Origin of the sequence: Phyllobacterium calauticae, assembly GCF_019991125.1 — a bacterium.
In the GTDB taxonomy this organism is placed as follows: domain Bacteria; phylum Pseudomonadota; class Alphaproteobacteria; order Rhizobiales; family Rhizobiaceae; genus Phyllobacterium; species Phyllobacterium calauticae.
In genome coordinates this window covers 229,376-253,791 of record NZ_JAGENB010000001.1, presented here as the reverse complement: position 1 = coordinate 253,791, position 24,416 = coordinate 229,376, and the positions used below count along the sequence as shown (strand labels likewise).

Annotated in this window: 22 protein-coding genes; 9 read left to right on the top strand and 13 right to left on the bottom strand. The window is 60.3% G+C overall.

The features are described 5' to 3' along the window. Positions 1 to 144: 144 nt before the first annotated feature. Positions 145 to 2,250, bottom strand: coding sequence for a S9 family peptidase (locus tag J1W56_RS01425; RefSeq protein ID WP_223611399.1), 2,106 nt, complete (start codon positions 2,248 to 2,250; stop codon positions 145 to 147). Between the two features lie 757 nt (positions 2,251 to 3,007). On the opposite strand from J1W56_RS01425, the gene J1W56_RS01420 reads away from it, so the two are divergent. After that, on the top strand, positions 3,008 to 3,445 hold the full coding sequence (locus J1W56_RS01420) for a MucR family transcriptional regulator (RefSeq protein WP_091880604.1): 438 nt from the start codon (positions 3,008 to 3,010) through the stop codon (positions 3,443 to 3,445). A gap of 95 nt (positions 3,446 to 3,540) precedes the next feature. Here J1W56_RS01420 and J1W56_RS01415 read toward each other — a convergent pair whose 3' ends face one another. Then, a complete protein-coding gene (locus tag J1W56_RS01415) occupies positions 3,541 to 3,828 on the bottom strand; it encodes a cytoplasmic protein (RefSeq protein ID WP_223611398.1) in 288 nt (95 codons plus the stop codon). Positions 3,829 to 4,024: 196 nt separating this feature from the next. Between J1W56_RS01415 and J1W56_RS01410 the strand changes: the two genes are divergently transcribed. Next, complete coding sequence (locus J1W56_RS01410) at positions 4,025 to 4,480, top strand: helix-turn-helix domain-containing protein (protein WP_223611397.1); 456 nt, start codon at positions 4,025 to 4,027, stop codon at positions 4,478 to 4,480. Next, a complete protein-coding gene (locus J1W56_RS01405) occupies positions 4,477 to 5,283 on the top strand; it encodes a DUF6456 domain-containing protein (RefSeq protein ID WP_223611396.1) in 807 nt (268 codons plus the stop codon). Before J1W56_RS01410 ends, J1W56_RS01405 begins: the two co-directional genes overlap by 4 nt. A 20-nt stretch (positions 5,284 to 5,303) precedes the next feature. Here the strand turns inward: J1W56_RS01405 and J1W56_RS01400 are convergent, their stop codons facing one another. Further along, positions 5,304 to 5,744, bottom strand: coding sequence for a SufE family protein (locus J1W56_RS01400; RefSeq protein WP_223611395.1), 441 nt, complete (start codon positions 5,742 to 5,744; stop codon positions 5,304 to 5,306). A 76-nt stretch (positions 5,745 to 5,820) separates the two neighbouring features. Beyond that, positions 5,821 to 6,303, bottom strand: coding sequence for a DUF5330 domain-containing protein (locus tag J1W56_RS01395; protein ID WP_223611394.1), 483 nt, complete (start codon positions 6,301 to 6,303; stop codon positions 5,821 to 5,823). Positions 6,304 to 6,678: 375 nt separating this feature from the next. Between J1W56_RS01395 and J1W56_RS26035 the strand changes: the two genes are divergently transcribed. Genes J1W56_RS26035 through J1W56_RS01380 form a run of 3 tightly spaced genes read left to right on the top strand, consistent with a single transcriptional unit; the run spans position 6,679 to position 9,749 of the window. Further along, positions 6,679 to 8,490, top strand: a complete 1,812-nt coding sequence (locus tag J1W56_RS26035; protein ID WP_223611393.1) for a sensor histidine kinase — start codon at positions 6,679 to 6,681, stop codon at positions 8,488 to 8,490. Beyond that, positions 8,465 to 9,373 (top strand): peptidoglycan-binding domain-containing protein, encoded by a 909-nt coding sequence (locus J1W56_RS01385; protein WP_223611392.1) that lies wholly within the window; start codon positions 8,465 to 8,467, stop codon positions 9,371 to 9,373. Before J1W56_RS26035 ends, J1W56_RS01385 begins: the two co-directional genes overlap by 26 nt. A gap of 28 nt (positions 9,374 to 9,401) precedes the next feature. Continuing rightward, positions 9,402 to 9,749: a DUF1491 family protein gene (locus J1W56_RS01380; RefSeq protein ID WP_223611391.1), complete on the top strand. Its 348-nt coding sequence runs from the start codon at positions 9,402 to 9,404 to the stop codon at positions 9,747 to 9,749. Between the two features lie 17 nt (positions 9,750 to 9,766). Here J1W56_RS01380 and J1W56_RS01375 read toward each other — a convergent pair whose 3' ends face one another. After that, positions 9,767 to 10,744, bottom strand: a complete 978-nt coding sequence (locus J1W56_RS01375; protein WP_223611390.1) for a DUF2336 domain-containing protein — start codon at positions 10,742 to 10,744, stop codon at positions 9,767 to 9,769. Positions 10,745 to 10,998: 254 nt separating this feature from the next. Here J1W56_RS01375 and J1W56_RS01370 point away from each other — a divergent pair, with 254 nt between their 5' ends. Both J1W56_RS01370 and J1W56_RS01365 read left to right on the top strand, forming a co-directional pair. Continuing rightward, positions 10,999 to 11,190 carry a hypothetical protein gene (locus J1W56_RS01370; protein WP_223611389.1) on the top strand — a complete coding sequence of 64 codons (192 nt, stop codon included), beginning with the start codon at positions 10,999 to 11,001 and terminating at the stop codon, positions 11,188 to 11,190. Positions 11,191 to 11,549: 359 nt separating this feature from the next. After that, a complete protein-coding gene (locus tag J1W56_RS01365; RefSeq protein WP_223611388.1) occupies positions 11,550 to 15,656 on the top strand; it encodes an autotransporter domain-containing protein in 4,107 nt (1,368 codons plus the stop codon). Between the two features lie 70 nt (positions 15,657 to 15,726). On the opposite strand, the gene J1W56_RS01360 is transcribed toward J1W56_RS01365, so the two are convergent. After that, positions 15,727 to 16,779, bottom strand: a complete 1,053-nt coding sequence (locus tag J1W56_RS01360; protein WP_223611387.1) for a YdcF family protein — start codon at positions 16,777 to 16,779, stop codon at positions 15,727 to 15,729. Between the two features lie 161 nt (positions 16,780 to 16,940). Here J1W56_RS01360 and J1W56_RS01355 point away from each other — a divergent pair, with 161 nt between their 5' ends. Further along, entirely contained in the window at positions 16,941 to 17,228 is a 288-nt protein-coding gene (locus tag J1W56_RS01355) for a YciI family protein (RefSeq protein WP_223611386.1), read from the top strand. A gap of 3 nt (positions 17,229 to 17,231) precedes the next feature. On the opposite strand, the gene J1W56_RS01350 is transcribed toward J1W56_RS01355, so the two are convergent. The 7 genes from J1W56_RS01350 to J1W56_RS01320 all read right to left on the bottom strand — a co-directional run bounded on the left by J1W56_RS01350 (position 17,232) and on the right by J1W56_RS01320 (position 23,977). Next, positions 17,232 to 17,777 (bottom strand): DUF1254 domain-containing protein, encoded by a 546-nt coding sequence (locus J1W56_RS01350; protein WP_223611385.1) that lies wholly within the window; start codon positions 17,775 to 17,777, stop codon positions 17,232 to 17,234. Further along, positions 17,770 to 18,354 (bottom strand): DUF1214 domain-containing protein, encoded by a 585-nt coding sequence (locus J1W56_RS01345; protein WP_223611384.1) that lies wholly within the window; start codon positions 18,352 to 18,354, stop codon positions 17,770 to 17,772. The genes J1W56_RS01350 and J1W56_RS01345 overlap by 8 nt, the downstream gene beginning before the upstream one ends. 81 nt (positions 18,355 to 18,435) lie before the next feature. Then, the gene (locus J1W56_RS01340; RefSeq protein ID WP_223611383.1) at positions 18,436 to 19,341 is read right to left on the bottom strand and encodes a Csu type fimbrial protein; all 906 of its coding nucleotides are present in this window, start codon (positions 19,339 to 19,341) and stop codon (positions 18,436 to 18,438) included. A 167-nt stretch (positions 19,342 to 19,508) separates the two neighbouring features. Then, positions 19,509 to 21,926 carry a fimbria/pilus outer membrane usher protein gene (locus J1W56_RS01335; protein ID WP_223611382.1) on the bottom strand — a complete coding sequence of 806 codons (2,418 nt, stop codon included), beginning with the start codon at positions 21,924 to 21,926 and terminating at the stop codon, positions 19,509 to 19,511. Continuing rightward, positions 21,892 to 22,629 carry a fimbrial biogenesis chaperone gene (locus tag J1W56_RS01330; protein ID WP_223611381.1) on the bottom strand — a complete coding sequence of 246 codons (738 nt, stop codon included), beginning with the start codon at positions 22,627 to 22,629 and terminating at the stop codon, positions 21,892 to 21,894. Before J1W56_RS01330 ends, J1W56_RS01335 begins: the two co-directional genes overlap by 35 nt. A 173-nt stretch (positions 22,630 to 22,802) precedes the next feature. Next, positions 22,803 to 23,372, bottom strand: a complete 570-nt coding sequence (locus J1W56_RS01325) for a Csu type fimbrial protein (protein WP_223611380.1) — start codon at positions 23,370 to 23,372, stop codon at positions 22,803 to 22,805. Positions 23,373 to 23,467: 95 nt separating this feature from the next. After that, positions 23,468 to 23,977 (bottom strand): Csu type fimbrial protein, encoded by a 510-nt coding sequence (locus J1W56_RS01320; RefSeq protein ID WP_223611379.1) that lies wholly within the window; start codon positions 23,975 to 23,977, stop codon positions 23,468 to 23,470. Positions 23,978 to 24,416: the final 439 nt, after the last annotated feature.

Here is a 24,416-nt window from a genome sequence, read left to right as displayed (position 1 = left end):
TGACATTGCTTCCCCACAAACGCTTTGTGCCTTTATAGCCGAAACCGCAGCACGTGTAACCGTGACCCGGTGCATGGGCGAACACATCTGCGCGACCCAACCGCCCGCTGGTGTCAACGGGCGGCGGGGATGATGTGGCTGTGATCAGGCGGCGGTCTTGTTCACGAGCTTGAGGGCATAGGCATAGACATAGGCGACTTCCTCCAAATGGGAGAAGCGGCCGGAGGCGCCCGCATGCCCCGCATCCATGTTGACGCGGAACAGCACGGGATGATCGTCGGTCTTGAGCTCGCGCAATTTGGCCACCCATTTGGCCGGTTCCCAGTAGGTGACGCGCGGATCGGTCAGCCCGGCAACCGCCAGAACAGGCGGATAGGCCTGCGCCCGGATATTGTCGTAGGGCGAATAGGACGCCATATAGGCATAGTCCGTCGGCGAGGTGATCGGATTGCCCCATTCGGTCCATTCGGGCGGGGTGAGCGGCAAGGTATCGTCCAGCATCGTGTTGATGACGTCGACAAAGGGCACTTCGGCGATGATGCCGCCAAACGCCTCCGGCGCCATGTTGGCAACGGCGCCCATCAGCAGGCCGCCGGCAGAGCCGCCATGGGCAATAGTGCCTTGCGGGTTGGTAAAGCCTTCCGCCACGAGATGGCGGGCGACCGCGATGAAATCGCTGAACGTGTTCTTCTTGTGCAGGCGTTTGCCGTTCTCATACCAAGCATAGCCCTTGTCCTTGCCGCCGCGAATATGGGCGAGGGCGTAGATGAAGCCGCGATCGACGAGCGACAGGCGCGTGGTGCTGAAACTTGCCGACATGGTCGAGCCGTAGGAGCCATAGCCGTAGAGCAGGCAGGGTGCGGAACCATCCAGTTTCGTATCGCGATGATAGACGATGGAAACCGGCACGGTTTCGCCGTCCGCCGCCGGAGCCAGCAGCCGCCGCGTGACATAGTCGTCCGGGTTGTGGCCGGAGGGGACTTCCTGGGTTTTCAGCAGCGTGCGCTCGCGCGTGCGCATATTGTAGTCGTAGAGCTGCGATGGCGTGGTCATGGAGGAGTAGGAGAAGCGGATGACCTCGCTGTCATATTCGGGGCTTCCCTGCAGGCCGAGGGAAAACGCCTCTTCGTCAAAGGCGATGGCGTGTTCCTCGCCCGTGTGGCGGTTGTGGATCATGATGCGCGGCAGGCCGTTTTCCCGCTCCAGCCAGACCAGATAGTCCCTGTAGGCGCCGTGGCCGAGCAGCAGGCGTCCCGGCTTGTGCGCCACCACCTCGGTCCAGTTGGCCGGTTCCGGCGCGGTGACCGGCGTGCTCATGATCTTGAAATCCTTGGCACCGTCGATGTTGGTGAGGATGTAGAAGACATCGCCGCCTTCGGTCATGCTGTATTCCACGCCGGACTGGCGCGCGGCGACAAGTCGGGGTTCGGACGCGGCATCCCTGGCATCGAGCAGCCAGACTTCCGACGTTTCGTGATCGTGACAATCGATGAAGATGAAATCATCGAGCGCGCTGCCGCTGACGCCCATGAAAAAGCCGGGATCCATTTCCTCATGGATCAGGCGGTCCGCGCTCTCAGGCTGGCCGAGTACGTGGTAGAACAGGCGCGACGGGCGATGGTTGGCATCCACCTTGGTGTAGTAAAAGCCGGTTGACTGGGCATTCCACACGCCGTCGCCCGATGTTTCGGTGACCACATCGGTTGCGTCGGCCAGCGTCGTCAGATCGCGCACTCGCAATGTGTAGAACTCGGATCCCTTGTCATCGAAACCCCAGATCATCTTGGCGTGATCCGGCGAATGATCGGCGGAAGCCAGGCTGAAATAGGCCTTGCCTTCGCCTTCCAGATCGCCGTCCAGCAGCATCGTCTCGGCGCCGCCGTCGCGCGGTATGCGGAAGAAGCGCGGATGCTGGCCGCCGGTCTTGTAGGACGTGCCATAGGCAAATGGGCCGTCCTTGGAGGGGACCGAGGAATCGTCTTCCTTGATCCGCCCCTTCATTTCGTCGAACAGGGTGCTTTGCAGCGCCTTCGTGTCGTCCATCAGCGCGGTTTGATAGGCGTTTTCCGCTTCCAGGTGGCTGCGGATGGCCGGATCGAGCACGGACGGATCCTTGAACACGTCCTGCCAGTTGTCGGCGCGCATCCAGGCATAGTTGTCGACACGGGTTATGCCGTGGCGCGTGTCCGATACCGGGTGTTTGGCTGATTGCGGGGCGGGAAGAGAGGTGAAACGTGATGTTTTGGTCATGAAATACTCTCAGTACAGTGGATGGAACAGGCTGATGACTTTGCAACGGAACAATGTCGCACTTTGCCGGAGAACACGATGACAATCACATCTGCGAAGGATTCGTCAATCCTGCCTGTCCGCAACAGCGCCTTGCTCCGGGCGTGCCGATAGACGAGATCCGCCGGTTCATCTGCGAATACTGTGGCGCGCCGCCTGCAACACTATTGCCGCGCTCCCGCGCCCGTCGCCAATCCGGTGACGAAAGTCGCGTCTTCTGCTGGTTTTACACCCGTTCGGCCTCTGATCCGGGCTCCCGAGCAGGATTTTTCGCGCATATTTCCACGTAATTTGTCTTTTTGATCAAAAACAGAATTACTTAATATTGTCTCATGTTGCACTAAAGTAGGTCTGGCACTGCACTGAGCGGCCTCCGTTGTTATAGAATGCTTGTGAAATGCGGATTGGTTCCTCATTTTTGCCATTTTTGGTCTTAGTGGTGTTGTGCGGATGTTCACGTGTGAACATTTATGTTATCATATGTGCAGCGGGATTTTAGCTTTCCTGGCCCAATCAGCACCAGGTTCGCAGTAAATTCAATATCAAGGAAAAATTACAAATATTTCTTTTTTAGGTGAAGTATTGATTTGACAATTAGAGCTCCATCCTGAATACAGTGTCGTCATCAGTGTCAGGGTTTCTGATATTTGCAGATTTATACTGCTTGCTTTCCCGTGTAATACCAACTTTTCAAATTAGATGAAGGATTTGGACTTTGATGACAACATTCGACAATTCAAATACAGCTGCTGGAGACGTTCTCCTGGAACTGACCGCTGAATTGGTTGCTGCTTACGTAAGCAACAATTCAGTGCCATCTGGCGATCTTCCCGCGCTTATCGCTGATGTCCACGCTGCTCTTGGTCGGGTCGGCAGTGGTGCAGAAGCAGTGGTCGCGATTCAGGAAAAGCCAAAACCTGCAATCAACCCGAAGAAATCCGTTGCGGATGACTACATTGTCTGCCTCGAAGACGGCAAGAAGTTCAAGTCTTTGAAGCGTCACCTGATGACCCATTACGGTCTGACGCCTGAGCAGTACCGCGAAAAGTGGGATCTGGATGCTTCCTATCCGATGGTTGCACCCAATTACGCTGCTGCGCGCTCGCGTCTGGCCAAGAACATGGGCCTCGGCCGCAAGCGCAAGAAGGCTGCTTGACAGCAAGCGGTTCAGACTATTTGCAAGACGGCGCCTTCGGGCGCCGTTTTGTTGTCCGGGCTCCATTTTTCCGGGCATAGGCGCCGGCACGGATTTCAGCCCCTCATGGATTTCAATAAAGTATCCAGGGCTTGCTTGAGACCGATATGACGATTGAGGTCGTAGCTCCAGTGCCCCTTGCCGCCCTTGATCCTCTCCCTTTCAATCAAACGCTTTAGCCGCCTGCAATAGGTCTGCTTTTCGGCCGCACCAAGCGCGATCACCGCGTCAAGGTCTTCGCCGCAGAGGATTTGCAGCGCCAGGCGTTGCCGCGCCATGCTGCGCTGCGCGTCCCTCGCAGCCAGGAATGCCGCCCTCTGCCTCGTCCATTCGCTCTGAGCCATGTTTCCGTCCTCGATGGTGGATGGACACACTTTGCCTTGGTTTAAGGAGTGTAGGACAAAAGTCCTAGATTGCGTGGGCGGTTTCAGAAAAGAATCCATGAAAACAATGACATGATGTTCGGGCGCGGGAAAACTTATCCACGGTCTTGCTGGGAATAATATAAGAAGATATTCCTATATACGAAGTGGAGCGAGCATGTCCGAGAATTTCCCCCATCTGATCCGCTCTGCCGCCGAGGCGCGGGCGATGATTGAGATCCTCCGTCAAGCCCGTCCGAAACCGAAGCCGGCGGAGCCCGTTGCCCGGGATGGGGGCGAACCGCCGGACGGCCGTCTTTTTCATGTCTGCGACGGCGTCATCGACATTCTCGCCAGCTTCTTCAATGTCAGCGGCCGCGAACTGCGCGCGCATTCCCGTTGCGAGCGGTCGGTGGCCCGCGTCCGGCAGATCGGCATGTATGTGGCGCATGTCACGCTGTCGCTGACCATGACGGAGGTTGGGCGTGCCTTCGGGCGCGACCGCAGCACGGTCAACCATGCCTGTCATCTGATCGAGGATATGCGCGACGAGCCGGAGTTCGACCGGGTTGTGCAGACTCTTGAAAACATTCTGCGGGCGGCGTTCCTGCGCAGCGGCATGGTGCGCCAATGAGCGTCCGGGGCAAAAGCGCTACCGGCGTGCGCCGGGTGCTGTGCTTTCTGGCCAAGGCTGCCGCAGAACCTGCCACTGCGGACAATGGCAAGATGACGCTGGAAAGTGCAGGGGGCGGCGCGATTTCCATCGGGACGGCGGTGCTTGACCATGTCCTGCGTGAAGGGCTGGCGCGCTCCGCTGACGGTACGCTCATCATCACCGATGCGGGCAGGGCGTTCCTGCGCCGGCTGGATGGCGGGGCCGATGCCTTCGCCGCCCAGCATCGCCTTGAAACGCTGGCGGCACCGGGCAACCGGCCCGGCGCGGCACGGGTACGGCGCAACGAAGCGGAATCGCCGCTCGGCCTGTTGCGCCGGCGCAGGGATTCATCCGGCGCCCCGCTGATCAGCGAGGCCGCCTTCAAGGCCGGGGAGCAATTGCGCAACGACTATACGCTCGGCAGTTTCATGCCGCCGCTTGGCGCCAACTGGAGTGCCGTGGGAAGCGGTGCCAGCTGCCGATCCGGCAATGGTGTCCTGGAAATGACCGATGCCGCACTGGCGGCACGGCAGCGGGTGGAGCGGGCGCTGGATGCGGTCGGGCCGGAACTGTCCGGCGTGCTGGTGGATGTCTGCTGCTTTCTCAAGGGCCTTGAGGTTGTCGAGCGGGAACGGCAGTGGCCCGTCCGTTCCGCCAAGCTCATCCTCAAGACGGCGCTGGCGGCATTGGACAGACATTACTGCCCGCCATCGCCCGCCCGGCGCAATCCGCGCATCATTCACTGGGGAGCGGGGGATTATCGCCCTACGCTTGCGCGGTAGCAGCGCCGTTGTGCGTGTCCTCAGTGCTGCGTGGCGCTGGCTGATCCGAGGGCGGCCTGCGCCTCGTTGCGGATGCGGGCGACCATCGAGCGCAGGCCGTTGGAGCGCTGCGGCGTCAGGTTTTCGTTCAGGCCCAGCTTCTTCAGGATGGCTTCCGGATCGATAGCAAGGATTTCCGACGCCTTCCTGCCGGAATAGAGCACCATCATGATGGCGACGAGGCCGCGCACGATATGCGCATCGGAATCGCCGAGGAAATCGATGGCCGGATCGGCGCCGTCGCTCGGCGTGCTCTTCAGCCAGACCTGGCTGACGCAGCCATTGACCTTGTGCGCCGCATCGCGGGCGGCATCCGGATAGGGCTTCAATTCGCGGCCGAGATCGATGACGTAGCGATAGCGGTCTTCCCAATCGTCCAGGAAGTCGAAATCCGCGATGATGTCGTCAATTGTCTGTGCCATAGGTCCAGTCTCGCATGTGATGTGGCACATATAGTGATGCGAAAGCCGGACGTCATCGTTTTTCCTGTCGCGCAGGCTACTTCTTTGCGATTGTGCCCGTTGTCTTGCCGTCGACGGCATTGGCCTGTTCGCGCTGGCGGACGGCCGCTTCCAGAATTTCGCGCATCGCCATCTCGCGCAGCTTGGCCTTGATCAGATCGCTCTTGTCCATAGCAGTGGCGGCATCGGCGGGGTCCCCATGGGCGGCGGCAACGGCCGCATCGGCGCCGTTGGTCTTGGCGCCCAGCTGCGTATCGAGATACTGATAACCGACCTTGGCCACTTCGCTGGCGCGAACGCCCGCATTGTTCAGGGCCGCCTTGCCGGTTTCGCAGGCATTGGGATTGCGCGTGCAGAACTGGCTGAGATCGCTGATCGTCTCGCGTGCGGCAAAGAAAGCCTCGAGCGGGCCGGGCTGGGCCGTCCCTTGCGGATTGTCCTTTGAGTCCACTGGAATGAACAGCGAAATCAAAAACATCCAGAAGCAGAACTTGATCGCAAACCTGATCAGGAAGAACATTTCAGATATCCTCTGCCAACACCGGAACCGCTTCCCAGGAGCAGCCCATGCCGAGACATTGCCACAGACAAGGCAAAAACCGGTTGAGACGCGGTTTTGCATTTGAGCGATCATAGAAACCAAGGATTAAGAAATCTTGGAGCCCGAAATGCCGGTTTTGCGATTCGACCGGCAAATCGCCGGCAACCCGAAACCCTTCATTTACCATGCATTGAAAAGCCCCCTCACATTCGGCTGAAACCGGTTGTGCGGGACATCTGCGTCCCCGGTTTTATCCTTTCCTTAAAGCCTCGTCTGCAAAAGTTAACGGCGACATTGAAATGACCGTGACGCATCCGGCCCCGGCCGGACCGTCCGGATAGCAGGAAAAAACTGGTGCCGATTCATTCCGTCACACTGCCCAGAATTGCTGATGCCTACCGGCGCCATTGCAAACGCTGGGTAAGCACATCTGTTGCCGGCGCAGCCGAACGCGACAGGGACGCCCGCATGGCCGGTGCCTTCCTCGCCATGCCGTTCCTGCTCGCCGTTGCGCTGGCCGCCAGCCACTCCCTGTTCAGTGAAGCCGGTGGCATGCTCAGCCTCGGTGTCGGTGTTTTTGCCCTGCCGATGATTTTCTGCGGAACGCTCTCGCTGGTTCGCAACAGTACCCGGCTGGGTCTGGCTGCGCTGGCATCCTACGGCGCTGCCATCGCGCTGATCGCCGTCATGGCGCCATCCGCCAATCTCCTGCTCTGGATCATGGGCGCGGCGATCCCGCTCGAAGCCTGGTTCGTCATGCGCTCGCAAAAGGCGCTTGTCCTCTCCGGCGGCATTGCCGCGGCGGTGCTTGCCGTTCTCCTCGGCGTGTCCGTGTGGATGGGCGGCAACGTCACCCTGACGGCATTCTCCCTGCTGGCCGCGCTCGCTTACGGGGCAACGCTGCTGGTCCGTTCCGCCGGTGCGCTGGTGGCGCGCGGTCTGGAAGCGCGCCGCGACGACCGTGTCGCCGATCTGGAGAGCGCCGTTGACGGCGTGGTGATCGGGCTTGGCCGCGACGGCATGATCACCGCATTGTCCTGCAAGGCGCAGGAGCATTTCGGCGTGGCCCGCAGCCTGCTGATCGGCACGGCGCTGGTCGACCGCGTGCACGTCTCGGACCGCGTGCATTTCCTGGCGTTCCTGTCGGATTTGCGCAGCGGGACGGCCGCCACGGCGGCGGAGATAAAGCTGCGCTGCGTTGCAACTGGCGATGCGGCGAAACCGGCGCATACCGTGCGCTTTGCCACCTATCGCCTTTCCGGCGTGCCGCAGAGCCGGGACAATGGCTGCGTCGTCGTGGCAACGGATATTTCCGGCGCAGTCGCCGACCGCTTTGCGCTCGATGCCGCGCGCACCCAGGTCGAGACGGCTGAGGTGACCAAGGGCCGGTTCCTTGCTTCGGTCAGCCATGAGCTGCGCACCCCGCTCAATTCCATCATCGGTTTCTCCGATGTGCTGCTGCAGGAAATCTGCGGCAAGCTGCCCGATGCGCGCCAGCGCGAATATGTCGAGCTGGTGCACCAGTCCGGCACGCATCTGCTTTCCGTGGTCAATGCCATTCTCGACGTATCCAAGATCGAGGCCGGAACCTACCCGATCATGGCCGAGCCCTTCGCCTTCAAGGATGCGGTGACCATGGTGCATGACATGATGGCGCATCAAGCCTCGCAGAAGAACGTGACGCTGTGCGACCGCGTCAGCCGCACCATCGGCACTGTTGTTGCCGACCAGCGCGCCGTCCAGCAGGTGCTGATCAACCTGGTGTCCAATGCCGTCAAGTTCACTGAGAGCGGCGGCGTGGTCACCATCGACGCCGGGCTGCATGGCGACATGCTGGCCTTCTCCGTCAGCGATACCGGCATCGGCATTGCCGAGGCGGATCTGCTGACGCTCGGCCAGCCGTTCCGCCAGGTGCAGAACGATTACACGCGCAGGCACGAAGGCACCGGCCTTGGCCTTGCCACCGTCAAGGGCCTGATCGGCCTGCATGGCGGCCAGATGGACATCCGCAGCCGTCCCAGTGAGGGCACGGTGGTGAATGTTCTCATTCCACTCGCCGGTCCGCGGATCGAGCCGGTTCCGGCGGAACCGGTCAATATCGTCGAATTCCGGGCCGACGGCGACAGTGAGGGAGGTTCGCATGCGCAAGCCCGCAAATCGGCCTGACAGCAGGAAGCGCCGCGCGCCGAAGCGCGGCCATATGGCCCGTATCGCCATCGGGGCAGGCGGGCTGATTGCCCGCAACCCGACGATCACCGGCGGCGCGACGGCCTTTCTGGTGACCCTCGGCTTCATCTCCGCCAATGCGCTGTGGTACCAGCCGCAGGTGCATGACGGCGTGTTCTTCCGCACCCGGCCGGAACTGGTGTTCAAGCCGATCAAGCACGATGGCGGCGTATTCGGCACGCCGCAGAAGCAGAGCGCCGTCGATGCGCCGGTGCGCAAGGTCAATTCGGTTCCCGTGCCGCAGGGCAATCCTGATCCGGTCGCTGCGGCCATCAACAATGCAGCCGGCAATGGCGGCACGCCCGTGCTGGCACCCGGCGGCGATCCGGAAGTGGCGAAGATGCAGCAGAAACTGCTGTCGCTCGGCTTCTACAACGGCGCGGTCGACGGCCTCGCCGGCAAGGGCACCCGCGCCGCCATCGAGGCCTACCGCAAGGCCTCGGCCGACATGGGCATCGAGACGGCCCAGCCCGCCGTCGGCAGCGCCAGCGACACCACCGCCAGCATTGCGATCCCGGCCGCCAAGCCCGGCCACGACGCCGAAAAAGCCACCGTCCAGACCGTATCGGCCACCCCGGCCGACAAGCTGACGGCGGGCACTGCCCAGCAGCCCGCAGGCAACAGCCTTGCCCCGGCGGAGATCGTCCGCATCCAGGCGGGCCTGCGCGCCTTCGGCAATGACAAGGTGGAGATCGACGGCAAGGTCGGTGCCAGCACCAAGACCGCCATCCGGGAATTCCAGAACCTGTTCAAGCTGCCGGTCACCGGCGAGCCCGATGCGAAACTGCTGGCCAAGATGCAGGAAATCGGCCTGATCAACTGATGAGGCTGGGCATGGGCGGTCACGACATATGCGTCTGACATCGGAATTCTGGGTTTCCGCACTGGTGCGCCGCATCAACGGCAGCGGTGCCTTTGCCGCGCTTGCCAGCAGGGGCGCGGCGGAAGCCGGGGCGATCTTCATCAAGTTCCGCAACGCCGACGGCAGTTATGACCTGTTCGGCCCGGCGCCGCAGATGGTTTATGACGAGACCAAGCCGGACGAGCGGCAGTTCACCCTGCTGCAATCGGCGGTGGCTGAAGCCGAGGCGGATGCGGCGCTGGACAAGCAGAAACGCTGGGACCGGGATTTGTGGATCGTCGAGATCGAGGATTATCGCGGCGAGCGCGGCGCGCTGTTTCCGCTCGCCCGCGACTGACCACGGACGGAGGGTTGTTACGACACCCGGCGCTTGGCCGGGCCGGGCGCCGTGCCGCCGCGTTCGAAATCCGCCGCCATTTCCCGCAGTTTCTGCCGCAGCTTCTGCGAGTTTTCTTCGGTCTTCCAGCGCTGGATCGTCGCCTGCGCCTTGTCCTGGTCGATCTGGCGGTAGGATTGCACGAACAGGCGCAGCGAATGCAGATCCTTGTGCACGAGGCCGAACAGGCCGGTCAGCACCAGATGCGCCGCTTCCGCCGAAAGTCCAAGCGCGGCGAGCGCGATGGTCAGTTCGGCGTTGAGCCCGTGGCCGATGATGCGTTCGGCGGTTTCACCGTCGAGATCGAGCGCCGTGGTGAACGCGGCGCGGAATGTATGGGTTTCGTCGAGCAGGGCGGCATCGATCAGCCGGTCGGCCAGGGCCTGATCGGTGGAATGGCCGGCATCGGATGCGCGCATCAAAGCGCGCAGCGCCTCGCGGGTTTCGCGCAGGCGCGGCGATTCGGGTTCGGCACGGTCCAAGGCTTCATTCTCCTCATGGGCGGGCAATCCGCTCTGCAGCGCCAGGGCGCGGTCGATGGCCGGGTCGTGAAAATGGCGCAGGGCCTGCAGCAGCGCGGCGTCCTCCACCGTGCGCCGCGCGATGACGCGGGCATGGCCGATACCCCTGTGCTGGATCAGGCCGATGAGATCGCCCGGCTTGAGCACCGGCGAGCGCAGGAGCAGCGGCGCGGAAATATCCACATCATCCTCGGCGAGCGCCAGGATCAGGCGTTTGGGCGCATGCGGCATTTCAGACAGGGCGGCGGCGGCATGGCGGCGCACGCGCGGCGAGGCGAGGGCGAGCAGCGGAACGGCGAGATCCTCCAACTGCTGGGCATCGCTCTTTGCCGGTCTTGCGACGCAGCAGAAGGCGGTGATCGATGCGGTCAGGAGATCGTCAGCCTTGCTGCCGCCATTGCGGTCTTCAAGTGCCCGAAACTCAGGATACTTCACGAACACACTCCACTCGATTACGCACGACGCCAAACAATGGCTAAAATGAGCCATGAAGCGTTAGCAATCCGTTAACCCTGCGGGTGTCTAATGAAATTATGCGCGAAATGATCGCGCGCGAGCGGACCGGGACCGGTCCGCACCCCGGAAACGGGGAGCAAAGCAGCCAGGTTGTCCGGCGCTTTGGCCGGATGCCAAGACCAGCATGAGCGTTTGCGTATCAAGGAGATCAACGAGCCGAACGGATGGATGAAATGGGGTTTGTCATTGCCTTTCCAGGCAGCGCCTCGCGGCGCCGCACCACCACCGAGACGAAGCGGCCGGCAACCGCGCAGATCATGATTTTTCCCGGCGTGCGCTACGAGCGCCCGGCGCTGCCCGCCCGCCCGCGTGACAAGGACAAGCCGGGCCACCGGTTTTTCGATCCGACACCGCAGCCGGGTTAGGGCTGGCAGGGCAACAACAGCCACTGCGGGCATGGCGGATGCCGCTGGATCGGCATATCCGCTGCAACAGGCGCCTGTGCATCCCTTCGGCGCATTCAACCCTGATGGTTCATCCTTTCATTGTGTTTAATATCTGACACTATTTGTGGCTGTGTCTGGAATGCTACCCAGTGCAACCGAAATCTGCAGATTATTGCTTTTCTGCCACAGGCTCTGGAAAATATGAAATTTTTTTCAGCTTGCCCTTGCGCTTCGCTGCGTCTTCTGAATCTATAGTTCGCGATTGCATATTATTTCGATTCGTCGTTTTGACGGTACTTTTATTTTTTGACTGACATTTATATTGGGAGTCATATTTCATGCCTTTTCACGCCACAGCTGCGGCCATTCCCGCACGTCCAAACCGCATCTCCAGCTTCCGCAACCATCTCCTGTGCAGCGTCTGCACGGCCATGCTTCTGGCTGGGTCCGGGGGGATGGCGCGGGCTGACCCTGAAGCGGCGACGCCTGCGGCTGATACCGCCGCACCGACATCGCAGCCCGCTGCCGCAAAATCCGATTCAACCACGTCGGCGGCAACTGCAACCGCCGAACCGGCCGCGCTATCCCTGGCACCGGTCCCGACAAAAGAAACCGATACGCCCAAAGCCGCGCGGATTACGGTTAAAAGCGGTGAGACCAGAAAAGCTAGCCCCGGTGACATGAACGAAAGCTTCACCGTCGAAAATAGCGGTGAGTTGAATACCTGGGTTGATGGTTTTGGTTTGGTGAAAGATGTCCTCGTTCAAGGTGACAAAGCGTGGGATTCAGTAACGGGCTTGGGCGGCGTCGGCGGCGTTGCGTTTATCTCCGATGCGAATAGCCATCTCGAAAGCGGCACGGTCGACCTGGGCGGCAAGCTGGCAGTCGGCAATCAGGCAACGGCCGACACGGTCACTGTCCGCAATGGCGGCAAGCTGGATGTCTTTAATGGTGCGCTGGTAAAAGACGTCACCGTTGAGGGCGTCAAAGCATGGGATTCAGTGACGGGCTTGGGAGGTATCGGCGGCGTTGCGTTTATCTCCGATGCGAAGAGCCATCTCGAAAGCGGCACGGTCGATCTGGGTGGCAGGCTCGTAGTCGGCAATCAGGCAACGGCCGGCACCATTACTGCCCGCAATGGCGGCAAGCTGGATGTCTTTAATGGTGCGCTGGTGAAAGACGTCACCGTTGAGGGCGTCAAGGCGTGGCGCACCAGTGATACCAAGGATGAGGCAGGCATTTATCCATTTGTAGGCGGCGGCGGTATCGCGTTTATCTCCGGTGAGGGGAGCAGGCTCGAAAGCGGCAGGGTCGACCTGGGCGGCGGGCTGGTAGTCGGCGATCAGGCAACGGCTGGCACCGTCACCGTCCGCAACGGCGGCAGGCTGGATGTCCTTAATGGTGCCCTGGTGAAAGACCTCACCGTTGAGGGCGTCAAAGCGTGGGATGCAGTAACGGGCTTGGGCGGCATCGGCGGTGTTGCGCATATCTTAGACGAAGGAAGCAAGCTCGAAAGAGGCACGGTCGACTTGGGCGGCTATTTGCAAGTCAAAGACAAGGCAGCGGCTGGCATCGTCACGGTCCGCAATGGCGGCAGGCTGGATGTCACGACCGGAGGCAAGGCCGATGATGTCACCGTAAAAGATTACGGCACCGCCTATACCAGCGGCGAGATCGTCAAAGCCGCCGTCAATTCGAATGGCGTGCTCACTGTTCAGGCTGGCGGCAAGGCCGGTCATGTCACCCTGCGTGAAAACACCGGAAATGGCGGACTTGTTGTCTCTGCCGGGGGCACGGTGACTGACATCACGTCCGCTGGCGGCATTGCTGCAATCTCAGGGGAAGTCACAGGCAAAAGTACGTTCTATGGTGGCGGATTCGCTGTCAACGCGGGCGGAAAGATGGCTGATGTCAGCATGAATGGCGGTACTGCCTTTGTCTTTGATCAAGGTCAAATCACCGGCAAGAGCGCCGTCGACAATGGTGGGCTTGTTGGTGTTCTCACTGGCGGCAAGGCCGGTGACATCATACTGAATGGTGGTCTATCAGCCGCCAATGACAGTTATGCGGTGGTATGGGGAACCGCAGGCGATATCACGATCAACCAAAGAGGTCAGCTCGGCGGTTTAGGCACTGTTGGAAATGTGATGGTGCATGCGGGTGGCGAGATCCTTCTTGGCATTAAGGATGGAGACCGCATGTTTTCTCCACTGAAGGCAACCGGCAATGTGACGTTTGACAAGGGCAGCTTTTTCTCCGTGACGATCGCCAATGACGGCACCAAGGCCGATAAGCTGGACGTGCAAGGAAAAGCAGAGCTTCTTGGTGGTTCCGTCAGGGTGCGCGCGCAAGATATCGACAAAGAAACAGGCAAGTATGGAATACTCAGCAAGGAGCAGCTCGAGAAACTGCTCCTGAAAAGCTTTGTTGTTTTGGAAGCCAAGAACGGTGTGGTGGGGAAGTTCGAGAAGGTCGAGCAACAAGCCAATTATAATTACATCACGCCCTCGCTTACCTACGATAACACGACAGTCAAGCTTGGTTTTGACCTGACCGAAGCCGCCAAGAACAACGAGGCAGCGGAAAAGCTTGCCGCCGAGAAGCAAAAGCAGGACGAGGCTGATGCGAGGGCCACCCAGAAAACGATACAGGACCTTGGCGGCCAGCTGAAGCAGAAGCAGGCAGAGGTTGACCGGGTGAAGGACGAGATGCAGAAGCTCGAGGAACAGGTGAAGGCGCAGAAAGACGCTGACGATAAGCAGAAGGTTACCGACCGGGAGAAGGTTGCAACCGAGGCGAAGGCCGCTGAGGAAAAGATACAGAAGCTTAACGCCGAGTTGAAGCAAAAGCAGGACGACGCCGACCGCGAGAAGACCGAGAAGCAGGCCACCCAGAAAACGATACAGGACCTTGGCGGCCAGCTGAAGCAGAAGGGGGCAGAGGTTGACCAGGTCAAGGCCGAGATGCAGAAGCTCGAGGAACAGGTGAAGGCGCAGAAAGACGCTGACGAGAAACAGAAGGTTGCCGACCGGGCGAAGCTGGCAGCCGAGGCAAAGGCCGCTGAGGAAAAGATGCAGAAACTCGACGGCCAGCTGAAGCAGAAGCAGGCAGAGGCCGACAGCCTGAAGGCTGAGAAGCAGAAGCTCGAGGAACAGGCGAAGCTGGTAGCCGATGCCAAGGCCGCAGAGGAAAAAGCCAAGCAAGAGGCAGCGGCACTGGCTGAAGCGGACCGCCTGAAAATTGTGGCTCTGGAAGAACGGGTCAAGAACCTTGTTCTGGTCGATGCGGTCACGCCAAATCAGAAGAGCACCGGCCATGCGGTGATGCAGCTTGGTCTCGGCAACCGCCTGTTGCAGACCGTGCTGTTCTCGCAAAAGGGTCAAGTGCTCGCCTATGACAGCCTGTCGGGCGAGGCGCATGCCACCTTGCGCGGCACGTTGTTGCAGGATGCCGGGCTGGTCAGCGGAGCGGCGTCTGAGCGGGTGCGCGCGGCCTTTGACGGTGTCGCCGCCAAAGCCGCACCGGTTGCAACGCCGCTCGCCTATGGTCCCGATGACAAGGCGAAGGGCAAGCGGAGTGCCGGTGAGGCTTTTGATACAACAACCCCCGCACCGGTCGCCGCAACCACCGCTTTGTGGGGACAGGCCTATGGCGGTTGGAGCCATGGTGCCAGCGATGGCAATGCGGCAGCCTATAACAGAAACACCGGCGGCATCGTCACCGGCGTCGACGCCCTGATTGCCGGGACATGGCGGCTCGGCGTGCTGGCCGGTTATGGCTCGACATCGCTGCATGGGGCGGGTTCGTCCGTCTCCGCCGACAGCTATCAGGTTGGTGTCTATGGCGGCACCAGGATCGATGCGTTGACTCTTAGCCTTGGCACGGTGCTGGCACATCATGAGATCGATACGCGCCGCACGGTCGCCTTCGGTTCATTGGCCGAGACGGACATCGCCGGCTACAGCGCCAACACGGTGCAAATCTTCGGCGAGGCCGCCTACCGCATCGAGACGCCCTATGCGGCGCTCGAACCCTTTGCCGCGGCAGCCTATACCCATCTGAAGACAGCAGGCTTCACCGAGACCGGCGGCATCGCCGCCCTGTCGGCGCCATCATCCACCACGGACCTGACGACGACGACACTCGGGCTCAGGGCATCGCGTGCCTTCACCCTCGGCCATGCCGCAAGCCTGACGGCGCGCGGCATGGTGGGCTGGCGGCACGCTTACGGCGATGTCACGCCGCAGGCGCAGCTGGCCTTTGCCAGCGGCGGCGAAAGCTTCGATGTCAGCGGCCTGCCCATTGCCGCCGATGCGGCGCTGGTGGAAGCCGGCCTCGCCTTCGATATCGGCAAGGCCACCACGCTCGGCCTCACCTATACCGGCCAGTTCTCCTCCGGCGTCAACGACAATGCGGTCAAAGCCGATCTGACGGTCAGGTTTTGAGCCGCGGTTTGAACAAGAGCGGCAGGCTGCGCGGGCGGCCTGCCGCTGTTCATTGGCCGGACAGAGGCCGTTACTGCTGCAGGCCGGGATAGGCCCACAGGCCCGACACACGCATCAGGTCGCGGTAAATCACCAGTCGCTCATCCGCCGAAACCTTGGCCGCTTCGTCCAGCGACGGTGCATCCAGCGCCACGACAGGCACGACATTGGCGCCGATGCCATACTGCTTCAACGCATCTTCCAGCAGCGTCCGCGCGCGGCGCATATGGCTGGAACTGGTCACCAGAATGACGCTGTCCGCCGTGTGCCGCTTCAGGAGGTTGGCGACATTCAGCACATTGCCGACCGTGTCCTTGGATTTGTCCTCGATCAGAATCCGGTCGCGGTCGACGCCCTTTTCCACCAGCCACTTGGTCATGAGATCGCCCTCGGTGACACCCGCCTGCGGCTGGCCGCCGGTGACCATGACGCGTGCCGCCGGGTTGGCCTGCGCCGCCTTCAGCGTCACATCAAGCCGATCGGTGAGCGGCTTTTCCATCGTGCCGTCCTTGGCCAGCGCATAGCCGAGCGCCACGATCATCACCTTGCCGGTCAATACGGGCACATCGGCATTGGGCTTGTCCGCGATGATCTGCTCGGCACGCACGAAACGCTGGCGATAGGCTTCGGCCCTGTCGCGGTCGAGCCCGGCCAGCGCCTGATGCGCCAGCGCCGCCCCCGTCTCGTCATTGCCGATGCGGGCCAGCGCCTCGATCCAAGCCTGCGCCTCGAACGAGGTCTGGTCCTTGGCCAGGATGTCCTGATAGGTCGCGCGCGCCTCGCTCACCTTCTTCTGCAGGATCTGCGAGGAGGCGACGGCAAAGCGGAAATTCAGCTGCTCGGGTGCCAGCTTCGACGCCTCGGCGAAGGATTGCTCCACCACGTCGTAGCGGCCATGCAGGGTGATGCCCTTGAAAATCTCGGCTTCCGCCTTTTTGACGTCGCCGCCCGACCAGTAATACTGCATGCCGGTGTCGACGAGGGTTTTTATGCGCTCGGCATTCTGCGGATCGAAGGCGCGGGCGGGCAGTGCCACGGTGAGGGCGAGAAGGGCGGCGGTTGCGGCAAGGACGAGACGTTTCATGGGCGCTTTCTCCAGCGGGCTGTTGGGACGGGCGCAGGTTAACCGCGGCGCACGGTTTTGCAATCGCCCGTGATCACCGCTTTTTGACGCCACACCGGTTTTGTCCGAGGGCTCGCACGTCTATATGACAGGGGTACGATCATCCCCGCCGGAGTTCTCCCATGTATATCGTTTCGCTGAATTATGTCGCGCCACTCGACGCGCTCGATGCGGCCGCAGCCGAGCACATCGCTTTTCTCGACCGCCATTATGCGACGGGAACCTTTCTCGCATCGGGCCGCAAGGTGCCGCGCACCGGCGGGGTGATTCTGGCGAGGAGCGAGAGCGAGGAGGCACTGCGCGCCATTCTGGCTGAAGACCCGTTCTGGGTGAAGAAACTCGCGACCTACGATATCCAGCAGTTCGCGGCGACAAAGGCGCAGAGGGGACTGGAAGGCCTGCTCGACTGATTGTCAGAGCAGCGGCGCGCAGTTGGCGCTTTTCAGAAAGGCGTCGACCTGGGCTTTCCAGGACTGGTCGGGCACAAAGCCGCGCACGACGACAAAGCCTTCGTTCATGTCCGCCTCGATCAGCACGGAATTGGCGGCCGATACCGGCTTGGTCTTGTTGAGTTCGATCATCTGCAGGGGCCGGGCGATGACAAGATCGAGCTGGTCGGCAATGGCGGTGCGGTCATTGATCGAATAGATGTTCTCGCCCTGCCGGTCATAGACGGAAATCGACCAGTAGGGCGCGGTGCCGACGCCGGTGATGCGGGCGGGAAGGTCGGTGATGTCGAAGCGGCATGCGACCGCTTCGAACAGCGGATCGAGCGCCAGCGGCACGGTCTGCGCCGTCGCCTGCCGCAGCACGGGATGGAAGGCCCAGTCTTCGCCATAATCCGAGATGCGCGACCAGGCATTGCGGTCGGAATAGAGCGGTACAAGCAGCACCACGGCCACATGCACGATGCCGGCGCCGACAAGGCCGAAGAGCAGGGCGCGGATCAGTCTACCCATCGCAGCGCACCTTTTTCACCGCCGGGAAGGTCATGTCGACCAGACCGGAATTGCCGCCGACCGGTGTATCGTAGAGCGTCATCACCAGCACCATGCGGCCGGAGCCGGCCGTTGCCAGCCAGTTGCCGGCCTGAGCCTTGGGCGAGACGGCAACGATGAATGCGCCGTTGTCGCCGCGGAAAATCTGGCGCGAGTGCAGGGCCGGCGACCGGTCCGCGCCGGGATCGAGCGGAATCAGCGCCAGATCCGCCGCATAAAGCGTCCAGAAGCGCGAATTGGGACTGTTGCCGGCCATGCGGTAGGTGCATTGGCGATTGAGCGTCTGCCCCTGGTCGTCGCGGTAGGCGTAGAAGGCCAGGCCCTCGGCGCTACCCAGCGGAAACGCACCCTCGCGCGCGGCGCGCGCCTTGGCATAGGGGTCGGACTGCGGCGTGCCCGCATCGGGATAACCGGTCCATTGCCCGATGGTCAGCGTGCCAAAACCGTCGAAGCGGTTGACCGCATACCATGCGCTCAGCGTGCCGCCGCCGACGGCAATGACAAGAGCGATGAGGGCAAGAAACACATTTCGAAGCATGAACGATGACTACACGCGAAATGTGCGGTGAGGCAAGGTGGTGCCGATAATTACGCCCATGCCCGCTCGCAATTTGCATGCCTAGAAGGTGAGCTTCACGACAATCGTGTCTTTGTATTCGCCCGCAGCGGGTGCGACGGCGATGGGTGTGGTCAATCGACCTTCGACCTTGTATGCGTTGACCGCATTGACCGTGTTGCCATTCCCGTGAAGGGTGCTCCAGGGCGAAGACACGTCCGACGCGGTCTTGTTAAACAGCTGATAGGCTAAGAAGTTACCGTTTTTTTCATTTTTCATGCGCCGCGTGCTGCCATCGTAGTTTTCACCATTGCCGAGCTCAAGTGTATAGGGCGTTTGATAGGTGCAGCGCACGTCGATTTGGCTTGTCGCGCTGATTGTGCCGTTCGAAGCTGATGCAGCGTCAAAGGAGCCTCTTGTGCCGAAATCAATCGTATCGAACTTTTCCGCCTTTTCGCCCTTGTTCTCGAGCCGGCAGGTTGTCAGGACCTCGGCTTGTAACTGGAATGGCGTTGTAACGCGCCTCGAGTCGGCCTTAATCTTAGATAGGTCATGACAGTCGGGCTCCCCCGTATTATCATTGTAAGTAACACTGACCAGGTTATACGTCGACGTATATATCCCTGCCCGTACTCCACTTTGGTTCGCACGGGGCAAGTAGGTAGCCGTCAAATGCATGCTGCCCTCGAGGATGCGTGATCCTTTCTTTAATTTCACTGCTCCTACGTTATCTTGATCGGAGTCGGGCGACTTGAATTTCCCCTCCCATGCGAGGCTGGAATCCTTCTCGGGTTGTCCTTGGTAAAACACATTGCGGTCGTTGTTGTTGCCTTCGATATAGGCGCAAATCACGCCCCCCGTATCAAGCACGTCCTGAGGGCATTCATAGGCGATTTTGGCTGTGGTGGAGGGGGAAGTCGAGGCGTTTGATATCAAATCTGCTATTTTTACGGTTCCAAGCGATTCCATACTTTTCACCACACAGACCTGTGCGGACGCTGGTGATATCGACACCAGGACAGTCAGGACCGACAGGGCGAGAAACCATCGACGCCGAATTATCATGCCCAAGGCTCTCGCCAGAATTGCAGGCTCGCGGCGGGCAGGGCTTGGACTGGGCATTGAACTTCCTCTTTCTAGCGGCATGGGATCGGCCCGATTTCCGGCTGTGCACCGGGTTTGGCCGCATATTCGAACGTGGCATGACAGGTGCCGGCGTTTTCAGGCAGGGTGACGGTGATGCTGTTGCGCCCGGAAAGTCCGGTCAGGTAGGTGCGGCCGTCATAGCCGGCAACGGTGGACTGGCTGGACCCGTCAAGCTGCACCGCCGCGCCGAGCGGCACGGCCTTGCCATCCGGCCCCGTCAGGTTGACGATGGCCGCATCGACTTTGCTGACACCGAAATCGACCACGGCGCCGGAACGGTCGGCGGGGATGACAATCGCCTCGGTCTGGTCCGGCTGCAGATCGAAGGACAGGTTGGCGGGGTCGATGGAAATGCGGTTTCGCCGATAGGAATCCAGCGAGGGAACGAGGGCACGTCCGCGGGAATTCGTCCTGGCGACACGGCGGCTGTTGACCGAGACATCGACATTCGGACCTCCCGCCTTGACCACGGCGAAGGCATCGTCGACACGATTGGCCAGGAACACGCCGCCGCCGGCGGCAACGACGGAACCCTCGATGGTGCCTGTCACGCGGCCCTGATCGCCCGATTGCTCGACGGAGCCCGCAAGCTGCGCCAGCCGGGTGCGGTAATTGGCGCTGACCGAGCGGGCGCTGTTGCCGTCACCGCCCTCATGGTCCCGTATGGTCCAGCCGACAGCGCCTTCCTCGAGCCCGGAGGAACGCGACAGGCTGGTATCGACGCCGATGTGATCGCCATTGCGCGAGAGACTGGCGGAGGCTGTCATATCCTTGCCGATGGGCATCGAGAGACCGGCATAGACACCGAAATCCCCACCGCGGCCGAGATCGCCATAACCGGTGACATAGAGCGAGACCTTGTCGAAGACCGTGCGCGACCAGGACGCATTGAGAAGGCTGGAATCGCTGTCACGCCCGGCGCCGTGAATGCGGGAGAAGCCGAGGCTGAGCGAGGAGGGATCGAAACCGAGCGGAAAGGAGACGCCGACACGGTCGACCTGGCGGCTGCGGGCGGAAACCGGTGTTTCGTAATCGTTGCGCCGGTCAGCCACCAGGCCGACATCATTGTAATCGCCGATCATGCGGTCGCCGCCGACATAGAAGGAATAGCCGTTGCGGGAGACCTGATAATAGGCGGAAATCTTCTCGCCGAGCGCGCCTTCATAACGGCTTGCCGCAACCGAGGCATTGATGGACCCGTAGGGGCCGAGGCTTGCGGCAAAACCTGCACCGGTATTGACCAGATTGCGGATGCCTTCCGCATGCCCTTCGAGGGTCAGCCAGTTGGTGAGACCATAACGGATGCTGCCGGAGGCGGCGATATCGCTGGCATAGTTGAAGGAGTCATAACCGTAGCCGAGGCGCGGCAAGCCGACTTCGGCGGAATAATCCACATAACCCTTGCGCAGCATGCCGGGTGCAAAGAAATAGGAACGCTGGATCACGGATTCGCGGCCGAGCGCGTCCTTCATGACAATGCGCGCATCGCCGCCGCCGCCGAGGAAAGGCAGGCCGCTGAAGTCGAACGGCCCCGACGGCACGTCGCCGGAATAGACCTTCATGTTGTTGAGATAGAGATCGAGCGTCGAGGGCACCGAGGCGCTGCCGGTGAGACTGGGGACGGGCGTGGTGACCAGATCCGGGCGGATGCCAAAATTGCGCCTGATCTGCAGGCCGCCCAGCCGGTAGGACGACGTCCATGACAGCGCGCCGGAAACGGTATCGCCGATCTGGTAGGTCAGCATGCGCTTCGGATCGACATAGCGCCAGGCACTGTCCAGCCGGGCAATGTCATAGTGTCCCGCATCGAAGGGGTTCATCCGGCCGAGACCGCTGGTCGAGAGCGTGCCGAAGGGCGTCAGCAGCCGCGACTCGGCGCTGCCGCTCAGACTGCCGTCAAAACTGTCGCCATGCCAGTTGGAGCCCGATGTGGCGTAGAGGGTGTAATTCGTGACCAGCCCGAGATCCGAACGGACCGCGGAAAAATCGATGGGCTCGCTCTCGCCGCCGAGATCGACCGTCGTCGGTTCACGCGCCTGATCCGGCGCGGTGAAGGCGATCATCTGATCGACATCGTTATATTCCCATGCCACGCCGGGCAGGCTGTCGAGCGGAATGAAACCATCCTTGTCCGCGACGCCGCGCTCCGGCCTGAAACCGGCCTTGCGCAGTTCATCCGGTGTCGCCGCCAGTTTGCCGTCGGGCAGATGGCGGAAGCGGGCGAGCACGCGCGACCCATTGTCATTGACCTTGACGCCAAGCAGAAGCTCTTGCCCGGACACGGGCAATTCCGGCGTGATCGGCGGTGCCTCCTGCGCCGGAACGGGGGATAGGGTTCCGGCCAGACACAGTCCGATGCAGGCAAGACGCAGGTTACGGCTTGACCACGACTGTCTGGTTGACCGCATAGTCATCTCCCTTGGCCGTAACATTGACGCTGGCACCAGGCTGGATGCGCTCGGCACCCGTGCTGACGACCCAGCGGCGGGTCGAGCCGGGCAGGACATAGCCATTCAGCCCTTCGCCGAAGGAAACCGTACCGGCCTTGGAGACGACCGCGAGACCGGCGAGCTTGGCATGGCGGTTGCCAATGTTGGTGGCCTCGGCAATCAGGGTCTTGCCGGAGCGGCTGATATTCCATTGCAGATCGGCACCGGCGGACCTTTCGGTGAAGAAAACCGGGATGGAATAGCGCAGCAGCATGTCCACCGACGCGCCCGGACGGCGAAGGTTGACCTCGGGCAACTGGTCGATCAGCAACCGGTAGGTTTCCTCGCCCGCTTTCAGCGGCGGGGCGATACGGGCAATGCGGATCGTATAAGTGGTGCCCGGTTGCAGCGTGGCGGCGGGCGGGCTGGCGACGACATCGCGGCTTGGCATGAGTTTGTCTTCGCCGTTGACCTGGGTCCAGGAAAACACCCGAACCTGGACATTGACGGGACGGTCGCCCTCATTGCGCAGGTTGACGGTGGATGTCTGGCCCGGAGCCGTCAGATCGACGGAGATGGGCGAGACCTGCAGCGGCGCTGCGAGGGCGGTCTCGTTGAAAGCAAGCAATGAAGCGAAAGAACCTATGGCGAAGAACAGCTTCGCGGAGCGGGGAAAGATCATAAAAAATCCAGTCTAAATATTTGAAAAATCAAAATAAATGTATGCAAAATAGGATTGTTTAAAAGCAGGTGTTCGCAGTTTTTAATCACGTGAATCGACAGATATTCCGCTATTGGGATGGAACATGAAAACAGACCAACATCCCGCTTCGCCGAACTGTCGCCGTGATCCAATCAGTAATTAACTGTCACAGTCACAGTGTCGGAATAATCACCCGGCGGGGCTGAAGCTGCGTCTGACTTCAGAACGCGACCATAAATCGGAATCGACTGCACTCTGCCGTCTGCCGCCTTTTTGACAGCTTTACCAATACCGGACAGTTGTTTCACGTACACACTCTGAAGACGCGTCGGGTCAAATTTTGTACCGGTGACAGGAGTTTCCACATACGATCCAAAAATCTCTTCGTGCTTCGAATCCTGATATAGTTCATAGATAATGAAAGAGTCGTTGCCAGCATTTTTCATCCTGCGAATACTAGTATCGATTTTATTGCTTCCGAAGTTGAGGGCGATCGCGTATTGGGTTCCCAAGTTGCATCGGACCTGAATGGAACCCTCAATCTTGATATCTGCGTTCACTCTATCATGGGTTCCAAAATGGAGTTCGCCGACATTGACACTACATCCGGTATCAACTTCCATCGTGACTTTAAGATTGCTTGGCGGGGCAGAGGCGGACCAACAGGAAACGCTTGATGCAACGAGTGTGGACATGGCAAGAATAGGGATAACAATCTTCATTGCTGCTCCTAAAATATGTTTCAAAGTAGCTGATTGAGAGCGTGCATTCCTTGCACGCTACTCGCCGCATGAAAGCAGTAAAATATCCGGGATAATCAGAAAGTGACTGTTACTGTTACTTGGTCGGAGTACGCGCCAGCAACGCCCGTTGCCGTCTTAAGCGCGCGGCCGTAGACCGTATAAGGCTGTGCGGTGCCGTCTGCGATTTTAGAGGCAACGGTATCTTTTTTTTCAGTATTTCCCCAAACGTTCTTGCGGTCCACGTCCGAATACAATTGATAGCCGACGTAGCCATCAGCGCTAGAGCTCTTCATCCGGCGGGTGGCAACATCACCCTGAGTGGAGGGATTGGTACCGGCGTCCAGCCCAATACTGTAAGTGGTGCCTTTGGTGCACAGGACCTTGATGGTGCCATCGGCATCGGCATCTTTATTCAGAATAGCCGGCGTTTTGAAATCAAGAGTGGCGTTGCCGTCGGGATTGACCTTGCATTCCGGACTGATCGTTATCTTGACGGTTAACGTGTCGATTGCCGTCCCAGACCAGCCGGAAACGGTGGAGGCAAGGAGGGCGGACGCAGCAATAACGGGGATGAAAACTTTCATCATTTCTCCTAAAGGTATGGTTCAAAATCAATGTTTAAAAATGAATGTCGATACAACGCTACTCGCGTAATAGTATATTTATCTTCTTAACGATAACCAGAAGACACAGGATTTCAACCCGTGAATTTCCATTTATGTATAGTACTTTAGCCCAATATATTGCGCATTTTATACATTAGAAATTGTACATAATACTGCAATACAACCTTGAGTGTATTTCTGCACCGACGCAAAGTCACTGTTGGAAGTACAACCCAGCACGGAATCTCCGCCGCGCGCGGGGGCAGGGCGAATCAGTATTCTGCGCGGTTGTTCGTGCGTGGTTCGCCCTTCGGCAGGCTCAGGAAGCTCACCATGTGGTGCGTGGTTCGACAAGCTCACCATGAGGACGGTGGTTTGGTGCCAGATTAATCACAACCGTTGCAAAAACTAACTCCCT

Bases quoted from the DNA above. Each gene is read 5' to 3' on its own strand.
- J1W56_RS01400 (WP_223611395.1), bottom strand. From the start codon at position 5,744: ATGGCACAGACAATTGACGACATCATCGCGGATTTCGACTTCCTGGAC.
- J1W56_RS01370 (WP_223611389.1), top strand. From the start codon at position 10,999: ATGGGGTTTGTCATTGCCTTTCCAGGCAGCGCCTCGCGGCGCCGCACC.
- J1W56_RS01410 (WP_223611397.1), top strand. From the start codon at position 4,025: ATGTCCGAGAATTTCCCCCATCTGATCCGCTCTGCCGCCGAGGCGCGG.
- J1W56_RS01380 (WP_223611391.1), top strand. From the start codon at position 9,402: ATGCGTCTGACATCGGAATTCTGGGTTTCCGCACTGGTGCGCCGCATC.
- J1W56_RS01345 (WP_223611384.1), bottom strand. From the start codon at position 18,354: ATGCTTCGAAATGTGTTTCTTGCCCTCATCGCTCTTGTCATTGCCGTC.
- J1W56_RS01415 (WP_223611398.1), bottom strand. From the start codon at position 3,828: ATGGCTCAGAGCGAATGGACGAGGCAGAGGGCGGCATTCCTGGCTGCG.
- J1W56_RS01385 (WP_223611392.1), top strand. From the start codon at position 8,465: ATGCGCAAGCCCGCAAATCGGCCTGACAGCAGGAAGCGCCGCGCGCCG.
- J1W56_RS01395 (WP_223611394.1), bottom strand. From the start codon at position 6,303: ATGTTCTTCCTGATCAGGTTTGCGATCAAGTTCTGCTTCTGGATGTTT.
- J1W56_RS01420 (WP_091880604.1), top strand. From the start codon at position 3,008: ATGACAACATTCGACAATTCAAATACAGCTGCTGGAGACGTTCTCCTG.
- J1W56_RS01425 (WP_223611399.1), bottom strand. From the start codon at position 2,250: ATGACCAAAACATCACGTTTCACCTCTCTTCCCGCCCCGCAATCAGCC.
- J1W56_RS01350 (WP_223611385.1), bottom strand. From the start codon at position 17,777: ATGGGTAGACTGATCCGCGCCCTGCTCTTCGGCCTTGTCGGCGCCGGC.
- J1W56_RS01405 (WP_223611396.1), top strand. From the start codon at position 4,477: ATGAGCGTCCGGGGCAAAAGCGCTACCGGCGTGCGCCGGGTGCTGTGC.
- J1W56_RS01335 (WP_223611382.1), bottom strand. From the start codon at position 21,926: ATGCGGTCAACCAGACAGTCGTGGTCAAGCCGTAACCTGCGTCTTGCC.
- J1W56_RS01330 (WP_223611381.1), bottom strand. From the start codon at position 22,629: ATGATCTTTCCCCGCTCCGCGAAGCTGTTCTTCGCCATAGGTTCTTTC.
- J1W56_RS01355 (WP_223611386.1), top strand. From the start codon at position 16,941: ATGTATATCGTTTCGCTGAATTATGTCGCGCCACTCGACGCGCTCGAT.
- J1W56_RS01325 (WP_223611380.1), bottom strand. From the start codon at position 23,372: ATGAAGATTGTTATCCCTATTCTTGCCATGTCCACACTCGTTGCATCA.
- J1W56_RS01340 (WP_223611383.1), bottom strand. From the start codon at position 19,341: ATGGAATCGCTTGGAACCGTAAAAATAGCAGATTTGATATCAAACGCC.
- J1W56_RS01365 (WP_223611388.1), top strand. From the start codon at position 11,550: ATGCCTTTTCACGCCACAGCTGCGGCCATTCCCGCACGTCCAAACCGC.
- J1W56_RS01320 (WP_223611379.1), bottom strand. From the start codon at position 23,977: ATGAAAGTTTTCATCCCCGTTATTGCTGCGTCCGCCCTCCTTGCCTCC.
- J1W56_RS01360 (WP_223611387.1), bottom strand. From the start codon at position 16,779: ATGAAACGTCTCGTCCTTGCCGCAACCGCCGCCCTTCTCGCCCTCACC.